We start from the raw sequence: 19,543 nt of genomic DNA on the forward strand, positions 1-19,543 counted from the left end.
GAAAAATAAAATTATGAAAAAACTATCAGTACTGCTATTATTTTTCTTTCTATTTCTGAATTATGATAATGCCGGTCGTGCTCAGACTACTATCATGATTGGAGGGACAGAATATCAAGTTGATACTTTGAGCCACTTTAAGGTAGGTCCCGGCTCTTATTATACTGCTCTGCATTATTATACTTCCAGTGTCAGACTCCGGACTTTTTTTCTGGAGGTAGATGCGACGAATCCCTACATAACTTTTGAAGCTGTACATGGAAAAGACTCTTTGATAACTTGTGAAGGGATAACCTCGATGGCCCAACGAAAGAGCAAGGAGGGAAAAGTCTATTTTGGAGGGACAAATGCGGATTTTTTTGCAACATCCGGAGACATCGGTTATCCGGTTCATGGGAGTATTGTTGAAGGACAAATGGGACGGACTCCGGCGCAGACTCCGCATCTGGCTTTTTCCGGAAAAGAAGTTTTGATCGATAACATGCTTTTTACTAACAGTGTTTGTTCGATAGATGGAAAAGATTATCCGATAAACGGGATGAATACAGGTAGAAAAGAAAATCAGTTAATACTATATAATACATTAAACGGAAACTATACACATACTAATGCATATGGCGTGGAGGTACTGGTGGAATTACAACCGGGTACGGAATGGGGCATTAATAAAACTTTGAAAGCAAAAGTGGTGAGTGTTGTTGAGGGTAAAGGCAATATGTATATTTTGCCGCAACATGCTGTCTTGTCCGGGCACGGTACTGCCGCCGAACCATTGAGAACTTTATCAGAAGGTGATGAAATCACTCTTTTTATCGGTGTGGATAAGACGGGAGGAAGGGCTTCCCAGATTACGGCTATGGTGGGAGGCGACCGGATTATTTTGAAAGATGGTATTGTGCAGGAAAATGATTGGGCGGAACGTCATCCGCGTACGTCTGTCGGTTATTCGGCTGATGGTAATAAAATTTATTTTTGTGTAGTAGACGGCCGTTCTTCCATTTCGAGCGGAGTGACTACCAAGCATCTGGCAGATATAATGAAGAGTGCCGGTGCTGCTACTGCCTTAAATCTGGACGGTGGTGGGTCGAGTGGCCTTTATGTAGAAAAATTCGGTTTGATGAACCAGCCGAGCGATAGTCGCGAACGTGCTGTTTCGAATGGAATCTTTGCTGTTAACCTTGCAGAAACCGATAATCAGGTTGCGGAGATATTACCTTTTGAGCAGGTGGTAGCACTACCTAAATACGGTTCATTTACTCCGGTTATCTATGGCTATAATAAATATGGTACGTTGATCGATCTGAATGTGGAGAATGTAATTTATGAGTGCGATTCGGAAGTGGGGACTATAAAAGATGACGGGACTTTCTTTGCCGATGGTAGCCAGAATGGATTGATAAAGGTGAAGTGGAATCAATTGGAAACATTTATACGTATTAAATATTTGAAAGAGGAATCGATCGCACTTCGACTGGATTCTGTAATCGTTGACGGTTTTGCCGGTTATCCGATTGAACTGAATGCATTTATCGGCGATAAGAAATATCCTTTAGCTCCTTATGCATTGACATGGACGGCAGATGATCCTGCTATTTGTACGGTAGATAACGGAGTGCTCAACGGCCTTTCAAACGGTGAAACGTTGATTCACGGCACTTTGGATGACCTGAAATGTAGTTTGAAAGTACGAGTTCAGATTCCTGAGGCGCATACAGCTACACTTTTACCTTTGAAAGAAGATTCCTGGAGCGTAAAATCAAGCTCAAATATAAAGGATATCCAATTGCTTGATAATGGTATAAAGTATACATACTCTTCGGGACGTTCTCCTTATATCGAATTGATAAATGCTTTTGAGTTTTATAGCCTGCCCGAGGCGATTCGTTTCGTTATTAATCCGGGGAATGCTGCTATTTCGAAAGTAGTTGTTTCCGGTAAGGAGAATTTGGCAACCTCCAGTTCTATCTATGAATATAACAATGAGTTGTCTAAGAATGCAGATACGGAGATTTTATTGTCAATGAAAGAATGGTTTTCGAAAGAGACAGTAGAGCATGCATTATTCCCTGTACATTTTAATTCTATAAAATTTCCGTTTGTCGCATCTGGAAATCCGATCGGGGAGAATGTGATTCAGATTAAAAATATGGAGTTGGTTTATGAGCAGGTATCTGTAGGTGTTTCTTCTTTAAAGTTACTCTCTTCGTTAGTGGTCTATCCTAATCCGGTTGTCGATGGGCGGGCTTATGTGGCATTGAAAACGGACGAGTTGAGTATAACGGATGTTTCAGTATTTAATTCGGAAGGACAACTGCAAAATGTTGTTCCTGCTGATAATATAAAAGGAGGTGTGTTGGAAATTCCGGTTGCTAATTTGGCATCAGGATTCTATTTGGTAAAAGTTTGTATGGATAACGGTGAGTGTGAAACTCTGAAATTGATTGTAAGATGAGTTTCTTTTTCTCCCATTTTATTGTGGTAAAATGGGAGAAATCACCTTGTTTTAACCGATAAGTATAATTGGAATGAAGAATATACTACTTATATTGTTTTTATTACTTTTAGGCCCTTGCCTGATTGCCCAGGAGTACATAACGATAAACGATAAGCCTTATCGTATCGACACATTAATTTATAAACATCGGGTAGGGCCCGGTACGGAGTATGTTTATGTTGATTTACCGGAATTTCCCTTAAAAATTCATGTACTCGAGATTGATTTGAAGAATCCGAATGTAATGTTGGAGACATGCCTGGGCGGAGACAGTGCTGTGGCAACCGAACGCCCTACCAGTATGGCTTTACGTAAATCGACCGAAGGACATAGCGTTTTTGCGGCGACCAATGGTGATTTCTATTTTTTTATTGATCCGGTAGAGATCGGTATACCACGTAGCGGGCAATTTACGGCTAATGAATGTATAACTAATCCTGTGGGCCGGGCTGCTTTTGTTCTGGATAAAGATAACCGTCCTTATATCGATCGGATTGATTTTTCGGGAACAGTGAAGAGTAAAAATCAGACGACCCGGTTACACACGGTCAATATGCAGCGTTTGGAATGGGAGCCGGAAGTGACGGATTTGCTTACACTCTACACCAATGCTTATGGAACACATACCAGCGGGATAAAAGAGGGTACGAAAGTCGTTATAGCTCCCCGGAAGGGAGAAACTTTTTTCTTTTCTGCGAACAAGGAGATAACTTGTATTGTGGAAGAAGTTACGGAAAATAAAGGTTTCAGTCTGATTCCGGAAGGAAAGGCCGTGTTGCATGGGCGAGGGGTTTCTTCTGATTTCTTGAAAACTTTGCGAACGGGCGACGAACTGGTTATAAATCTTAAGACTGATTTGAGAAATAACCCGGGGGATTTATCCGACTTTAAGGAGTTGATGGGAGGGAGCGACCATATTCTATTAAGAGACGGAGAACGTTATGAAGGTGATGAATCGGCCAATCCCCGTACCGGGATTGGATTCTCCAAAGACAGTACGAAAGTTTATTTAGTCGAAGTAGACGGGCGGCAAAGTATTTCAAGGGGAGTTACACTTTTTGAGTTTGGTGATATATTCAAAGGTATCGGTGCTTGGAATGCGGTCAATATGGATGGAGGTGGGTCTTCTGTCATGATTGTAAACGGAGAAGTCAAGAACTCTCCTTCGGATGGTGCTGTGCGTCCTGTCGGTAATGGCATGTTGGTTGTCTCAAATGCTCCTGCTGATCGGGAAGTTGCTTCATTGGCTTTTGCACCGGTATCTTATGCATTACCGACGTGTGGCTTTTTGAAGCCTGTTGTTTATGCTTACAATAAATATGGCGATCTCTTGGATAAGGATTTGCGAGGTGTTTCGTTTTCCTGTAGTCCGGAGATCGGTCACATTACCGACGAAGGAAATTTTGTAGGGTCAGAGGTTGCCGGAACCGGAACATTGACGGCGGAATACAATGGAGTGAAAACTTCGGTACCGGTTTCTTTGGTCGAATCTGTTTATAAATTGCGGTTGGATTCTGTTTTGCTGAATCATCAGTCAGAGTATCACATCGAATTGTTAGCTCAGGTGGAAGGTAAAACACAGCAGATTGCTTCGGAATTATTGCAATGGGAGATTGATGCTCCCTCTGTGTGTTCGGTTTCGAATGGGGTACTGAAAGGACTGTCAAACGGTGTAACTTATATTCATGGTTCGTTGGGCGATTTTTCATGTACATTGAAAGTAAAGGTTGAAATTCCGGTTGAATCTACATTGGCTATGCCTGTGTTGGGCACACCTTCATGGACGGTTAAAAGTACTTCGAATCTGAAGAATATAGTACTGGTGCCGGATGGAGTTGAGTATACTTATAGTACCGGCCGGTCTCCATATATAGAGTTGACGAATGATTTTTGCCTATATAGTCTGCCTACTTCCATCCGATTGGTATTAAATGCTGGAAATGCCGGTTTAAACAAGGTCGTTTTGTCTCTGCGTTCAAATGATAAGTCGGTTTATACTCCTTATGAATTTGAGGAAATACCCAAGAATGAAGATAAAGAGATCAGTATACAAATTTCTGATATTTTATCGGATGTGGATGATTTGGCCGGATATCCTATACATTTCCGTTCAATGAGGTTTGCTTTTACATCTGATAATCCGGTTGGGCCCAATAAGATACAGATTAAAGAGATGATGATGGTATATGATTATATGACGGTAGGCTTCGATCGGCAGGAAAAGGCGGAACGTTTTTCCGTATATCCGAATCCGGCCAAAGGGGAGGCGTTCTTAAATATACAGACGGATCGGCGGTCGAGTGTAAATTTAAGAATCTATACGACTTCCGGGAGGCAGGTTGCTTACAGGAATTATGGAATATGCGATGGAAGAAATCTTGCTTTGCCGACAAACGGGCTGGATAATGGTACTTATTTGGTGAAAATCACAGTGGATGGTGAAACAGAGACTATCAAACTTATTATTCATCATTAATAAAGAGATATTAAACATTAATAGTATGAAGATGAAAAAAATATTAGGGGGATTACTGTTGCTTTGCGGCGCACAGTGGGTTTATGCCGGAGGATATATAACGATTACCGATAAACCGTATTACGTGGATACCCTTGAACATAAAGTCGTGGGCCCCGGAGCAGTCTATACCTCCCTTTATATTCCGGATATGCCGGTTTATGCCTATATCTTGAAATTGGATATGCAAAATCCATACAATAAAATCGAAACATTTTTGGCTAATGACAGCATACCGGGGACGGAATTGGTGACTCGTGCCTGTGAGCGTCTGACGTATGAAGGGCATAAGGCTTATTGTGGAATCAATGGTGATTTCTTTAACGTAACGGATCATAAGGAATTTCCATTAGGAGCTCCTCGTGGGGGGAGTATCAGAGATGGGGAGATACAACGTGAACCACGGGATGCTTGGTGGGGATTTGCTACGATAGATGCCGATAATATTCCGGTATTCGACCATATGGAATTTGAGGGGACAGTGAATGCCGGGGATGCCGGAGTTTATAAATTCCAGCACGTCAACATCCCCCGTGCCGATTGTGATGCTTGTGATTTGACTTTCTTCAATCGTTATGCAGGAGAGAGAACCAGACAGGATGAAAACTTCAGTGAGATGTATGGGGTAGAACGTACGGAAGTATACTTGAAATTGGCCGCAGGGGAAAAATGGAAAGTAAATAGTCCTGTTCAATGTATAGTCGGGCGGAGGCTTGAAAACAAAGGGGGCAATCCGATTGCCGCCGATGAGTGTGTGCTCTCGGGAACAAGTGAAAAGTCCAGGGCCTTTTTGCGTAATTTGACTGAAGGGCAGGAAATTTCCATTCATATGGGAATACGTTGTGTGAACTTTGGTACGTACCCGGAAATAGAACAAATGATAGGAGGAAATACGGCATTGATGTATGATGGTGTATTGACCGAACGTAATACGACTGAAAGTTACAATGCTGTTCCATATCCGCGTACGGCCGTAGGAGCATCTAAAGATAAACGCTGGGTATATCTTTTGGTGGCAGATGGGAAAACTTCCACTTCCAGAGGCTTGACCACAACAGAGGTATGTGATATCTTGAAACATTGGGGTGCGGCAGATGCCATAGGACTCGATGGAGGAGGTTCTTCAGAAATAATAGTAAACAACAAAGTAGCCAATCGCCCTTCGGATGGAAAAGAACGCGCCGTAGGCAATGGCTGGTTGGTGGTAGATTTGTCTCAGGAATCTCCGGAGATTGAGCGTTTACGTTTTTTGGATTATAAATTCGAGTTGCCCAGACATGGAATTATAAAACCCGTCGTGATGGGATATAACCGGTATGACCGCCTTTTGGAGGAAAATCTGGAGGAAGTGACATTCTCCTGTTCTCCGGAACTTGGGCATATTGATGATGCCGGTAATTTTGTTGTTTCGGGAACGGCTTCTTCCGGTATTCTGACAGCTCATTACGGTGACTTGGAGGTTGCTCAAGAAGTCACGGTAAAAGAAGCTGCAGATTTGGCTATTCGTCTGGATTCGGTACTTCTGGATGCAAGAACAGCCTATCCGATCGAAGTACAAACCACACTGGAGGGAAATAAGGTATTGATTGATCATAATGCTTTGAATTGGGTGGTAGCCGATGAAAATGTATGTAAAATAGAGAAAGGCATATTGACTGCAGTTGCAAATGGTACTTCTACAGTAGTCGGTACGATGAATGATTTTCAAGGTTCTTTAAAGGTGAATGTCGAGATACCACAGGCAGGTTCGTTACCGGCAATTGACTTTACCGATCCTTTGTTGAAGTTGACTTCCAATTTGAAAGGTATTTCGATGAGCGGAAATGATAGACTGAACATAAATTATACCTATGCAACAACCCGTTCTCCGTATTTTCAATTGACGAAGAAGATAAACCTGTATAGTTTGCCTAAGGCATTGAAGATTGTATTTAATCCTCACGAACTGCCTTTAAATAAAATCGTACTGGATCTCCTGCCGAATAATCAGTCTTATGCTGTCATTAAAGAATTCTCGGATATAAAGGCGAATGAGGATAATGAAATCTATTTGCCTGTGTCTGATATAGTGACGGATCCTAATGATATGGCTATCTGGCCTCTCCAATTTAATTCGTTGAAATTTACTCTGAACGCTTCCGGACATAGTGTGGGTACCGAATATACATTTGAATTGAAAGAGTTTACTTTGATTTATGATGATCAGGGAGTCGGGTTGATGCCTGATGAAGCCGGTAGCAATGAAATGAAAATATGGAATGGTACAGACGGTGTTTATCTATATTTGGCTATGGATGAGGGTGTTCCGGTAATCTATGAAATCTATTCGATTGCCGGAAGAAAGCTTAGAATGGAAAATCTGGGTATTTGTCAGACAGGTGAGTTTAAATTGAATGATGGTGGCCTCGAAAGGGGAATGTATCTGTTGAAAGTTTATAAAGGGACTGAAACGGCTGTTTTCAAATGCATGAAACGTTAATCTAAAAAATAGGTTTATGAAGAAAAATTATTGTTTGTGGATATTACTGTCCTGTAATGTCTTTCTTGCTCAAGCCCAATTAGTAAAGGTAGAGCGGAGTTATAAAATAAATAAAGAGACACCGGGCTTTTATCCTGTTTTTAGTAATGACGGGAAGGAATTGTTGTATACCTCCGAAAATTATAAGGGACTATTCCTGTACGACCTGAAGAGTAAAACCTCTGATGTGATAACCGAAGTGGACGGTGCAGGATATAATCCGGCCTTTGACCGGAATGGCGAACAAGTTTACTATCGGGCCACGGAGAAAGTGAATATGCGTCAGCAGAACACATGGATGTGTTATCAGCGGAAAGAAGAAAAAAATGTGCGTTGTGCAGATGCAGCGACTGCGCGTCCGTTGTCGGCGCAGCGTTTAGGAAGCCCGATGGGCAATACACTGACGGCTTATACGGATAAACTATGCCTGATCGTTGAAACGAATGGATTGAAAAACGTATTACATCCGTTGGAAAAAACGGATAGATATTTGTGGGGGAGTTTGTCTCCGGATGGAAACAGAATACTCTTTACTGCCGTAGGTAAAGGAACGTATGTGTGTGATTTAAAAGGAAAAGTACTTGCAGAGATCGGATATCTGAATGCACCGGTATGGTATGATAGGGATCGAATCGTTGGAATGGTAGATAAGGATAATGGAGATTATATAACTTCATCTTCTGTTGTGATGGTTTCTGCTGATGGCAAGCAACGGCAGATACTGGTACCATCTACGGAGAAAGCGATGTATCCTGCTGTGAATAGGTCGAGTGGAAGAATAGCCTATAATACGTTGGAGGGTGATATAATTGTATTAGAATTGGAAAAGTAATATGAGTATTATGAAACATATATGTTATCTAATTATAGCTCTCTTTCTGTTGAATGCAAATAAGGGCTATTCCCAAGATTTGTCCGGAGTAACAATATTGGTAAACCCCGGGCATGGAGGATTTGACAGTGATGACCGGAATATACCATTTGGAAAATTCAAACCGGGCGATCAGAATGGTTTTTGGGAGTCTCAGAGTAACTTTGATAAAGGAATACAGTTGCGTGAGCTTCTTGAAAATGCGGGAGCTACTGTGGTGATGTCTCGTTTGTCAAATAACCCCACCGTTTATAAGACGGATGAGGCCGGCAACATTGTAACGGATGAGGATGGGGACCCGATTATTATCTATACGGACGACACTCCATTGACACAGATTGTCCGGATGGCTAACGAAGCCGAAGCGGATTATATGCTGTCGATTCATAGTAATGCCGGGGTCACGAATTATGTATTACAACTATACGCAGGTGTAGATCCTGGGGATACTCATGTATATCCTACTGCCACTCCTTTTTCGGACCGTAGTAGAGAAATCAGTACGGTGATTGCAAAGAATCTTTATGAAAACGAGGTGAATAGTTGGGCATCCGAATATACGGTCCGTGGCGATAAAACATTTGGGCGTACCGTTATGGGGTGGAGTAATGGATACGGTGTGTTGAGAGGGTTGACTGTACCCGGATGTATATCAGAGGGCTCGATGCATGATTATATTCCTGAGACCCGCCGCCTGATGAATATGGAATATAAGTGGCTGGAAGCATGGCATTTCTACAAGTCTTTTTGTGAAATATTTAATGCCGGTACCATTCCGACGGGAAATATTGCAGGGAGTGTACATGATAGTAGGAATAAAGATATGGGAAGTCATGTCAAGATCAGAAATTCGAAAGATGAACTGTTGGCGTTGAACAATGCTGTCGTTACCGTGAATCCGGGAAACCTGACGTATACAACAGATGATATAGATAATGGAGTATTTGTGTTTAAGCAACTGGCTCCCGGAAAATATACGGTAAATGTGGCGGCTGATCAGTATTTTGATAAGACGTATGAACTGGAGGTGAAGGCAGGTGAGACATCTTATTTGGACGCACGCCTGGATATGCAACGTTTGACTCCCCCGGAGGTGATCAACTATTCTCCGCAGGTCGGGGAAGACGAAGTGGTGGAGTGTAATACGAAAATCATATTTGAGTTTAATTGGGATGTGGATGTAGAGTCGGCCATAGCGGCATTTTCAATTACTCCCGAGGTGAAAGGTTCCATTGTGTTTGAAGATAGTCAGCATCGGATGATTTTTTCTCCGGATAAACCTTATGAGATTTCGACGTTGTATACGGTTAAACTGGATAAAAGTCTGAAACATCCGGGCGAACTGTCGATGGAAAATGACTTTAGTTTTCAGTTCTTCACCAATAATCGCAATCAACTGGAACTTTTAGGCTGTTACCCGACTCCTGGAATGGAATATGTCAATTATGGTACGAGTGCACCTTTTGAATTCAGATTTGATAATAAGTTGAATTCTACTTTGGCAAGAGATGCTGTTAAAATCTATGATTCTAAAGGAGAAGAGATATCTAAGGTTCCTCGTTCTATTAAGGTAAATTCGGTTAGTGCTCCTTACGGTTCTTTGGCATTTACGCTTTCGGGCGGATTGATTGAGAATGAAACGTATAGGGTCGTTATCGATCGCAATATGGTAGATGTGAACGGTATCGATATTGTAGAACCGATGGATTATACGTTTAAGGCGGTAGATATAAGAGTTACGGATCGAACTGTGGGAATGGACATGGAGGCTACGGGTGCCTTTACCTACTCTTCGGGAAATAGTGTGGAAGTGGCTTCTGCAAGTACCTCCCGGAATACGTCCAAAGTGCTGTTCGGGGCGGCTTCTTGTCTGCTGAAATATACCTTTGCGGCCGATGAGGCAAATGGGGTGGTTGCTTATCAGACAACGGCCGGATTCCCAGTCGATGCAACCCGGGCAATCGGTATGCATATTTTGGGTGATTTGACGGGAAATGAAGTTTGGCTACAATTATCTTCTGCCGACGGAGATGTGCAGGAACTCAAACTGACCGATCTCACCTTTTGCGATTGGAGTTTTGTGGAGGTCTCTTTAGATGCTTTGCCTGCGGGGAAGACATACACATTTACAGGTTTGAAAATTAGGCAGAAAGAACGGCCTTTGACGAATACCGGAACTATTTATATAGATAATGTCTTGGTTTACGACAATACATTGACATCGATAACGTCTGAAACGGTTTCGACTTTCTCTTTCAGTTATATTGCCGAGACCAATGAAGTCGTGGCGAATAGTGAAGAAATCGTATGTATGAAATTGTATTCTTTATCGGGCAAGTTACTGCGGTATGTGGATACGTCTCGAATGAGTCTTGGCGGATTGCCAAAGGGCATTTGTATAATGGAAGCCGGTTTTAGCTCAGGGGGAACTGTTTCACAAAAGATATTCGTGGGAAATTGATGTTGATTTTATGGTGACGACCGGCAGGCGTATGCCGGCCGTCACTTCATCTATAATAATAGGATGGAAATGAAGAATATATTTTTGTTGTATGTGGCATTGTTGATTTCTGCTACGACTTTGAGAGCTCAGGAACCTTTATGGGGAACTCCGGATACATTGGAACATTATACGTTGGGAGCCGGTGTACAATACACAAAGATTGCTTATCGGGATAAGCCTGTGTTAATGTGGGTTACTACTATTGATCTTACTAATCCTTATACGCAAATAGAACAAGTGCAATCACACAATAAAGTACCCGATGTCTCTCGGGAAACCGTGATGAGTATGTCAAGAAGCAATACATACCCGGGACATCGCGTTTGTGCGGCATTCAACCATGATTTCTTTGTGTATGAATCCGGGGTGTGTATCGGTGTTAATATTAGCAATGGCGAGATACCCTTTGCTTCCGGAAGCGGACGCTCTATTTTTGCAATCTCACAAGAAAAGACTGCCGGTGTGTTTTATCCGTCTTTGATCTCGAAAATTCTTTTGAAGGATGGTAGTGAAGTAAATATAGATTATTATAACTCGAGTGCTACGGCTCTGGTAGGTAATTGTATTCTATTCAATCGTATGAATTCCAGGATACTGACAGACCCCGGTTTGTATATTAAGATAAAACCGTTGGATACCTGGACGGTGAACGGTAATGACATCCGATGCGAGGTTCAGGAGGTCTCTGATACACCGATACAGACATCGGCTACCGAATATGTAATCTATGCCAGAAATGAAAGTGTGCAAAGCTTTGAAAATAAAATTAAGGCAGGAGATGTTATAGCTGTTTCCCAGATGTTTGTAAAAGGAAAATTCGGTGAACCTTTGAAGGATATTGTTGCCGGTTTTCATGGTTATCCGAGCATTGCCTACGAAGGGAAATTACACGATGGGGAATACAATGATTTTGAGAATGGCCGTGAGTTCGAAGTTTCTGCGCGGGTAATGGCAGGCATGTCTCAAGATGGAAAAACGGTGTATATCGTGACTGTGGAAGGAGGGACAAAAGAAAGTCCTGGAGTAAATTGTATTGACATTGCAAATTGGATGTTAGCTCATGGCTCCTGGAATGTTGTCAACTTTGACAGTGGCGGTTCTGCAACGATAGCAGTTGATCATGAAATGTTGAATTATCCGATGCGTGGAGGAGAAATTCGTCCGGTAGCCGATGCTTTATTGGTCGTATCTACTGAACCGGAATCAGAGACCGTTGCTTCTTACTCTTTTGTAGTTCCTAACCTGTATACAACGGCTGTGTCATTGAATCCGTTGACTCTTTTATCTTTTAATGAATATGGTAAAGTTTTGGAGAAAGGCGGACAGGGATTTACTTACCGGTGTATACCGGAAGATATGGGATACGTGGATGCAGATGGGGTATTTCATGCTGCTTTAAATACTACAGGAGGGCGTATTATCGCATCAAAAGATGGGAAAGAAGCCATTCTGAATGTTTTTGTATCTCCGGTTTCGGATGTACAGGCATATCCTCAAAGTCTATTGATAGACGGTCATCGCGAATTTCCGATAAGGATTGATGCAACATCGGGAAATAAGGTTTATCAGTTGGACCCAAGTGCTTTTATCTGGACTTCTTCGAATCCGGATTGCTGCCGGGTAGAAGCCGGAATAATAAAAGGAGTGGCCAATGGCGAAACAGAGTTGCAAGGTACTTTGGAGGATTTGAGTGTGTGTGTGAAGGTAAAAGTTGAAATCGCCGATGAAGACAGGATACAGGAGACTTTTGCAGATATGGCGTCATGGCCGATGAAAACGACTGGTACATTCTCTAATCTGAGGTTTGAAAATTACGGGTTACCGGTAGGATGGGATAATGGGGTCAATATGGTATTTGATGTTAAAACCGGCCGTTCGGCATATATTGAATTTACCAAACCTGTGACTTTTTATAGCTTGCCCGATTCTATTTCTTTTCGGATGTTTGTGAAAGACGATCTGGTTAAAGAACTTTACTTGGATTTTGCTTCGAACACAAAAGTCAGTTTTGAAAAGGTGAGGTTGGAACCTGCCTGGGGGATTGACTCTGTGTATTCCATATCTTTTATGGATAACGGAATCCCATTAGACCTTATAGAATATCCGTTGACCCTGACCGGTATGAAGTTTTATCTTAAGCCGGGGATGACCTTTACCGATACAAGAATCTCTTTTAAAGACCTTACGGCCCATTATCCGTTATCTCAAGGGGTAGGGGTTTCTGAAACTCTTGTCGATGATGCTGTTTCGTGGTTGAATTATTCTGGTGGAGAGGCGATTTTACATTATTCTTTATTAAAAGCGGGAACGGCTTCTATTTCATTGTGGACAGCCGATGGGCGAAATCTTATGAGCCATCTTACGAATCGTTTGCTTGCCGGAAAATATACATATAATGTACCCCTTCATTCATTGGACAGTGGGGTATACTTCTTGTCTGTATTGATAGATGGCAGGAGGGATACACACAAGCTAATGGTGAGAAAATAGATCGGAAGAGGTACATCGAGTCTGTTTCATATTATTGAAACGAACGGTTTCTTTTTATTGAAACTAACGGTTTCCACTGTATGGAACCAATCGTTTCATCCGTATGAAACGAATGGTTCCTCCGAAAGAAACTTTTCGTTTCAATAGGTGAAACTGTAGGTCACTTTACTTGTCATGGGTGTTAGGTGAATATATGTGAATGTGAAAAAGGCGTCCGAACAATCAATGATCGGGCGCCTTTTCTTTCATAATACCTTTAGACGGTGTTTTTATCCTACATTTTTTTCTTTAATCAGATATTCTGCAATCTGTACGGCATTCAGTGCGGCGCCTTTCTTTATTTGGTCGCCCACAATCCAGAAAGTCAGTCCGCAATCATTTGTCAAGTCTTTGCGGATGCGGCCTACGTATACAGGATCCTTACCGGCAAGGAACAGCGGCATCGGGTAATCTTTTTCGGCGGGATTGTCCTGAAGAACGAGACCGTCGCCTTTGGCAAAGGCTTCGCGGGCTTCTTCCACCGAGATAGGACGTTCGGTTTCCACCCAGATGCTTTCGGAGTGTGCTCTCAATGCCGGGACACGTACACAGGTAGCACTGACCTTGATGTCCGAGTGCATGATTTTACGGGTTTCATTGTACATTTTCATCTCTTCCTTGGTATATCCGTTTTCGGTGAATACATCAATTTGAGGAATCAGATTGAAAGCCAATTGATATGCAAACTTTTCTACCGTGACGGGTTCGTTTGCGAGTACCTGGCGGTATTGCTCGTAAAGTTCGTCCATTGCTGCTGCACCTGCCCCGCTGGCTGCCTGATAAGTAGATACATGCACGGTTTTTATATGTGAAAGTTGTTCGATGGCTTTCAATGCAACTACCATTTGGATAGTTGTACAGTTGGGGTTAGCGATGATACCGCGCGGGCGGTCCTTGGCATCGGCTGCATTCACTTCGGGCACCACCAAAGGTACGTCGTTGTCCATACGGAAAGCGCTGGAATTATCAATCATCACAGCACCATATTTGGTGATGGTTTCTGCAAATTCCTTAGATGTACCTGCACCAGCGGATGTGAAAGCAATATCTACCCCTTTAAAGTCATCGTTGTGTTGTAAGAGTTTGACCTCGATCTGTTTACCGCGGAAGGTATATTGGCTTCCGGCACTGCGTTTAGAGCCGAACAAAACTAACTCGTCCAACGGAAAATTTCTCTCATCGAGCACGCGCAGGAACTCTTGTCCTACGGCTCCGCTTACGCCAACAATAGCTACTTTCATCTTTTTCTTTTGTTTTAATTGAATATTGATTTTCTTTTCTATTCTTCCGAATAGTAAATAATTGGCTGCAAAATTATAACATTCTGGCATATAATTGATAACTTTTTTGTTATTTTGCAGAGAAAACGTAAAAACTTGGATATATGGAGTGGCTTGATTTTGATTTTAACCTACCTATAACAGATCCTACATGGATATTTCTCCTTGTACTTCTTATTATCTTGTTTGCTCCTATGGTGTTGGGACGGCTCCGCATTCCTCATATTATCGGTATGATTCTGGCTGGAGTGGTGATTGGAGAGCATGGGTTCAATATTTTGGCACGTGACAGTAGTTTTGAACTGTTTGGTAAAGTCGGACTCTACTATATCATGTTTCTTGCCGGGCTGGAAATGAACATGGGCGACTTCAAGAAAAACCGGGGGAAAGCTGTGGTGTTGGGATTATTGGCTTTTGTCATTCCTATGGCATTGGGGTTCATTACCAATATGACCGTATTGAAATATGGTTTTATCACGTCGGTTCTGCTGGCCAGTATGTACGCTTCTCATACGCTGGTTGCTTATCCCATCGTGATCCGGTATGGAGTGTCACGCCATCGCAGTGTCAGCATTGCAGTGGGAGGTACGGCGGTAACGGATACCCTGACCCTGCTGGTACTGGCTGTAATCGGCGGCCTGTTTAAGGGAGAGTCTTCGGAGATGTTCTGGCTGTGGCTGGTGGTGAAAGTCATTTTCTTAGGTTTCCTGATCATTTTCTTCTTTCCGCGTATTGGTCGTTGGTTCTTCCGTAAATATGACGACAACGTGATGCAGTTTATTTTCGTTCTTGCCATGGTATTTCTTGGAGCAGGATTGATGGAATTTGTCGGGATGGAAGGCATTTTGGGGGCGTTCCTTGCCGGATTGGTCTTGAACCGTCTCATACCGCATGTCTCACCGTTGATGAATCACCTTGAGTTTGTAGGGAATGCTTTGTTTATTCCTTATTTCTTGATCGGGGTGGGAATGTTGATCGATATTAAGATACTTTTCGGACACGGAGATGCGTTAAAGGTGGCTGTGGTGATGACTACGGTAGCTTTGGCCAGCAAGTGGATCGCTTCGTGGCTTACCCAAAAAATATACAAGATGAAAGCGATCGAACGTGAACTGATGTTCGGTCTAAGTAATGCCCAGGCGGCCGCAACTTTGGCAGCCGTATTGGTGGGGTATAATATTATTCTTCCCAGTGGAGAGCGATTGTTGAATGAAGATGTGCTGAACGGTACGATAGTCCTGATTTTGTTCACTTGTATCATCAGTTCGTTTGCAACGGAAAGAGCGGCGCGTAAATTGGCAATGAATGAAGCACAACTGGATGCGGAGGATAAGAAAAATATTCCGGAGAAGATTTTGATACCGGTGGCAAATCCGGAAACAATCGAAGAATTGATAAATCTGTCTCTGGTCATTCGTGATTCTAAACAAAGGAACAACCTGATGGCACTGAATGTTATCAATGATAACAGTAGTTCCGAGCAGTTGGAGTCGAGAGGGAAGAGGAATCTGGAACGCGCGGCCATGATAGCGGCGTCGGCAGATGTTTCTTTGACGCAGATTAGCAGGTATGATTTGAATATTGCTTCCGGTATTATTCATACTGCCAAGGAATATGAGGTGACAGATGTGATTATCGGATTGCACCGTAAGGTTAACATTGTAGATTCTTTTTTTGGAAATCTGGCAGACAGCTTATTGAAAGGTTTGCATCGGGAGGTAATGATAGCGAAATTCCTCATGCCGGTAAATACTTTGCGACGTATTATCATAGCTGTTCCCCCTAAAGCGGAGTATGAGGCCGGCTTTCAGAAATGGGTCGGTCACTTCTGCCGTATGGCAAGTATTTTAGGGTGCCGGGCACATTTTTTTGCGAACGAACAGACCTTGGGATATTTACAGCAGTTGGTAAAGAATAAATATGGGTTGACGATGACCGACTTTTCTCATTTGGATGATTGGGACGATTTGTTATTGCTCACAGGACAAGTGAACTACGATCATCTGCTGGTTATAATCAGCGCACGGCGTGGTTCAATCTCTTATGATACGGCTTTCGAGAAACTGCCGGCACAACTTGGAAAATATTTCTCCAATAATAGTCTTATTATTTTATACCCGGATCAGTTGGGTGAACCTCAGGAGGCACTCTCTTTTTCCAATCCGCGTGGAAGCAATGAGTCGCAGCATTATGAGAAAGTGGGTAAATGGTTCTATAAATGGTTAAAGAAGAGTTAATGATAAATTGGAAACAAAGAACGGAGCTTTTGTTGGGTGAAGATAAAATGGCTCGTTTACAATCTGCTCATGTACTTGTGGTCGGTTTGGGCGGAGTCGGCGCCTATGCTGCCGAAATGATTTGCCGTGCCGGTGTGGGACGGATGACCATTGTCGATGCAGATACGGTGCAAATTACCAATTTAAACCGGCAGTTGCCTGCGATGCATTCTACCTTGGGAATGTTTAAGGCTGATGTTTTGGAAGCGAGATTTAAGGATATCAATCCGGATCTGGAGTTGAAGGTATTACCTGTCTTTTTGAAGGATGAGAATATTCCGGATTTGCTGGACGCTGATGAATATGATTTTATTGTTGATGCAATAGATACTTTAAGTCCGAAATGTTATCTTATCTATCATGCTTTGCAAAGACGTATTAAAATAGTGTCGAGCATGGGAGCCGGTGCGAAGAGCGATATAACCCAAGTTCGTTTCGCCGATCTTTGGGATACATACCATTGCGGATTGAGTAAGGCCGTGCGCAAGCGTTTACAGAAGATGGGGGTAAAACGGAAAGTACCGGTAGTATTCAGTACGGAACAAGCCGATCCGAAAGCTGTATTATTGACTGATGATGAAATGAATAAGAAGTCTACTTGTGGTACAGTGAGCTATATGCCTGCTGTATTTGGCTGTTATTTAGCAGAATATGTTATAAAACGATTGTAGAATAATGTGCCAATGAATAATGTGCCAATGTGCCAATATGCCAATGTGCCAATTGGCTGCGCTATGGCAAACATGCCGCATGGTAATTGGCACATTGGCACATTATTCATTGGCACATTATTATTAATTACATTATTCTTATGATAAGATTAGAGGGAATCACAAAGAATTTCGGATCATTGCAAGTCTTGAAAGGTATTGATTTGGAAATAAATAAAGGGGAGGTTGTCAGCATTGTCGGGCCGAGTGGAGCTGGTAAAACTACCTTGTTGCAAATTATGGGTACGCTCGATGAACCGGATAACGGTAATGTCTATATAGATGGAACCAAAGTCAGTAAAATGAAAGAAAAAGAACTTTCTGCCTTTAGAAACAAGCACGTCGGTTTCGTTTTTCAATTTCATCAATTACTTCCGGAGTTTACTGCGTTGGAAAATGTAATGATTCCAGCTTTGATTGCCGGCACTTCATCCAAGGAAGCTACTGCTCGTGCATTGGAGATATTGAGCTTTATGGGACTTGCAGAGCGGGCTTCACATAAACCGAATGAACTCTCCGGTGGAGAAAAACAACGGGTGGCCGTGTCCCGTGCCCTTATCAATAATCCGGCAGTGATATTGGCGGATGAACCTTCCGGTAGTTTGGATACACATAATAAAGAGGAGTTGCACCAATTGTTTTTTAAACTTCGTGACCAGTTAGGGCAGACATTTGTTATTGTGACACACGATGAGAGTTTGGCTCGGATAACCGATCGGACAGTCCATATAATAGATGGAATAATTAATAACTGTTAATAAGTTGAACGAAATTCTGAAAAAAAGATACCAAACGGCTAATGTATAGTTCATTATTAACTAATTAGCCGTATCTTTATATCGCTTCTCTACAGAAGTCTGTGAAGATGGTACGTAGAGTGTTTGTTTTGTTTGTGTGTGATGCATTCTTATCTAGTGTGATAAGGATGCATCTTTTTTTATTCAAAACAGACATAAGGCGATATTCGTTCCAGATCTTTTTCGGAGAATTCTTCATAGAGCTTCAGCTGATCCAGATTTTGTATTTTTCCTTTCTTCCTGCGATACTCGACGATGGCTTTTGCCTGGTAAAAGTTGATATAAGGGTGGGCTTTCAGACGTTCTATCTCGGTTTTGTTGAGGTTCATCCGGAGAGTGCCTCCTTCCTCTACAGAGAACCAAGTGCATAGCTTGTCCACGGGCAAATGTATATCCTGTAACTGTTCTACTTTATAGAAGCCTCCCAACTGTTTTCTGTATCCTACGATCATACGGGCGATAGCACTGCCTATACCGGGTATCTTTTTAAATTCGATGGTATCGGATTGATTTAAGTCGATTACGGTTCCTGTCGGGTATTTGTAATATTGCAGAGAATCCTGTGCTTTTTTGTGGGTTAATAACCGGATGGTATCCTTGACTCTATGTTTTTCTGCTGTGGATATAGAAATATAAGGTAAAAGAGTCTTATACTGTTTTTCTGTCAGTCCGTATATTTTGCGAAGATCTTCCGGCTTACGGAAATTCCCTCCTTTTGCCCGGTAACGGAGGATATTGCCGGCCATCCATGAAGGGAGCCCGAGACTTAGAAATGTACTGGAATCGGCAGTGTTGGGATCGAAAGAAGTCAATACGATTTTATGCTTTTGGGAAAAGTGATCAGCGTTGTCACTTTTGGGGGAGTGCTCCCGTTTTTTTATGGATGTAATGAATGTTTCATATTCTTTTTCGGATTCCGGATTGTCTTTTATTTCGGTGTCCCTCGCCGGCATGAACCACGAGATGGTACAAACTAAAGTGATCAGTATGGTAAGTATTAAAATACCTTGCCGTTCGGTACGAGAAAAATAAAAGAAATCTTTCCACATG

Annotated in this window: 11 protein-coding genes; 9 read left to right on the forward strand and 2 right to left on the reverse strand. The window is 42.3% G+C overall.

The window, feature by feature from the left end:
- The first annotated feature begins 13 nt into the window (after window positions 1-13).
- From RB604_RS06185 to RB604_RS06210, 6 genes are all read left to right on the forward strand, one after another.
- Window positions 14-2,452 (forward strand): phosphodiester glycosidase family protein, encoded by a 2,439-nt coding sequence (locus tag RB604_RS06185; protein WP_005926923.1) that lies wholly within the window; start codon window positions 14-16, stop codon window positions 2,450-2,452.
- A gap of 73 nt (window positions 2,453-2,525) precedes the next feature.
- A complete protein-coding gene (locus RB604_RS06190) occupies window positions 2,526-4,970 on the forward strand; it encodes a phosphodiester glycosidase family protein (RefSeq protein ID WP_055293404.1) in 2,445 nt (814 codons plus the stop codon).
- 31 nt (window positions 4,971-5,001) lie between these two features.
- Window positions 5,002-7,488 (forward strand): phosphodiester glycosidase family protein, encoded by a 2,487-nt coding sequence (locus tag RB604_RS06195; protein WP_224203721.1) that lies wholly within the window; start codon window positions 5,002-5,004, stop codon window positions 7,486-7,488.
- Window positions 7,489-7,504: 16 nt separating this feature from the next.
- Window positions 7,505-8,359, forward strand: coding sequence for a TolB-like translocation protein (locus tag RB604_RS06200; RefSeq protein WP_055293406.1), 855 nt, complete (start codon window positions 7,505-7,507; stop codon window positions 8,357-8,359).
- Window positions 8,360-8,369: 10 nt separating this feature from the next.
- Window positions 8,370-10,859 (forward strand): Ig-like domain-containing protein, encoded by a 2,490-nt coding sequence (locus RB604_RS06205; RefSeq protein ID WP_055293636.1) that lies wholly within the window; start codon window positions 8,370-8,372, stop codon window positions 10,857-10,859.
- Between the two features lie 69 nt (window positions 10,860-10,928).
- Window positions 10,929-13,391 (forward strand): phosphodiester glycosidase family protein, encoded by a 2,463-nt coding sequence (locus RB604_RS06210; protein WP_055293638.1) that lies wholly within the window; start codon window positions 10,929-10,931, stop codon window positions 13,389-13,391.
- A 269-nt stretch (window positions 13,392-13,660) separates the two neighbouring features.
- Here RB604_RS06210 and RB604_RS06215 read toward each other — a convergent pair whose 3' ends face one another.
- The gene (locus RB604_RS06215) at window positions 13,661-14,671 is read right to left on the reverse strand and encodes an aspartate-semialdehyde dehydrogenase (protein ID WP_025819137.1); all 1,011 of its coding nucleotides are present in this window, start codon (window positions 14,669-14,671) and stop codon (window positions 13,661-13,663) included.
- Between the two features lie 143 nt (window positions 14,672-14,814).
- Between RB604_RS06215 and RB604_RS06220 the strand changes: the two genes are divergently transcribed.
- From RB604_RS06220 to RB604_RS06230, 3 genes are all read left to right on the forward strand, one after another.
- Window positions 14,815-16,947: a cation:proton antiporter domain-containing protein gene (locus RB604_RS06220; protein WP_005926905.1), complete on the forward strand. Its 2,133-nt coding sequence runs from the start codon at window positions 14,815-14,817 to the stop codon at window positions 16,945-16,947.
- A complete protein-coding gene (locus RB604_RS06225) occupies window positions 16,929-17,657 on the forward strand; it encodes a tRNA threonylcarbamoyladenosine dehydratase (protein WP_005926902.1) in 729 nt (242 codons plus the stop codon). The genes RB604_RS06220 and RB604_RS06225 overlap by 19 nt, the downstream gene beginning before the upstream one ends.
- 140 nt (window positions 17,658-17,797) lie before the next feature.
- Window positions 17,798-18,454 (forward strand): ABC transporter ATP-binding protein, encoded by a 657-nt coding sequence (locus RB604_RS06230; RefSeq protein ID WP_005926899.1) that lies wholly within the window; start codon window positions 17,798-17,800, stop codon window positions 18,452-18,454.
- A gap of 179 nt (window positions 18,455-18,633) precedes the next feature.
- On the opposite strand, the gene RB604_RS06235 is transcribed toward RB604_RS06230, so the two are convergent.
- Window positions 18,634-19,542, reverse strand: coding sequence for a ComEA family DNA-binding protein (locus RB604_RS06235; RefSeq protein WP_055293408.1), 909 nt, complete (start codon window positions 19,540-19,542; stop codon window positions 18,634-18,636).
- Window position 19,543 lies beyond the last annotated feature (1 nt).

Origin of the sequence: Bacteroides salyersiae, assembly GCF_031172035.1 — a bacterium.
Classification (GTDB): domain Bacteria; phylum Bacteroidota; class Bacteroidia; order Bacteroidales; family Bacteroidaceae; genus Bacteroides; species Bacteroides salyersiae.

What these genes read in the sequence shown, in the direction of transcription:
- RB604_RS06190 (WP_055293404.1), top strand. Translation starts at nt 2,526, where the DNA reads ATGAAGAATATACTACTTATATTGTTTTTATTACTTTTAGGCCCTTGC.
- RB604_RS06235 (WP_055293408.1), bottom strand. Translation starts at nt 19,542, where the DNA reads ATGTGGAAAGATTTCTTTTATTTTTCTCGTACCGAACGGCAAGGTATT.
- RB604_RS06215 (WP_025819137.1), bottom strand. Translation starts at nt 14,671, where the DNA reads ATGAAAGTAGCTATTGTTGGCGTAAGCGGAGCCGTAGGACAAGAGTTC.
- RB604_RS06205 (WP_055293636.1), top strand. Translation starts at nt 8,370, where the DNA reads ATGAAACATATATGTTATCTAATTATAGCTCTCTTTCTGTTGAATGCA.
- RB604_RS06230 (WP_005926899.1), top strand. Translation starts at nt 17,798, where the DNA reads ATGATAAGATTAGAGGGAATCACAAAGAATTTCGGATCATTGCAAGTC.
- RB604_RS06220 (WP_005926905.1), top strand. Translation starts at nt 14,815, where the DNA reads ATGGAGTGGCTTGATTTTGATTTTAACCTACCTATAACAGATCCTACA.
- RB604_RS06195 (WP_224203721.1), top strand. Translation starts at nt 5,002, where the DNA reads ATGAAAAAAATATTAGGGGGATTACTGTTGCTTTGCGGCGCACAGTGG.
- RB604_RS06225 (WP_005926902.1), top strand. Translation starts at nt 16,929, where the DNA reads ATGGTTAAAGAAGAGTTAATGATAAATTGGAAACAAAGAACGGAGCTT.
- RB604_RS06210 (WP_055293638.1), top strand. Translation starts at nt 10,929, where the DNA reads ATGAAGAATATATTTTTGTTGTATGTGGCATTGTTGATTTCTGCTACG.
- RB604_RS06200 (WP_055293406.1), top strand. Translation starts at nt 7,505, where the DNA reads ATGAAGAAAAATTATTGTTTGTGGATATTACTGTCCTGTAATGTCTTT.
- RB604_RS06185 (WP_005926923.1), top strand. Translation starts at nt 14, where the DNA reads ATGAAAAAACTATCAGTACTGCTATTATTTTTCTTTCTATTTCTGAAT.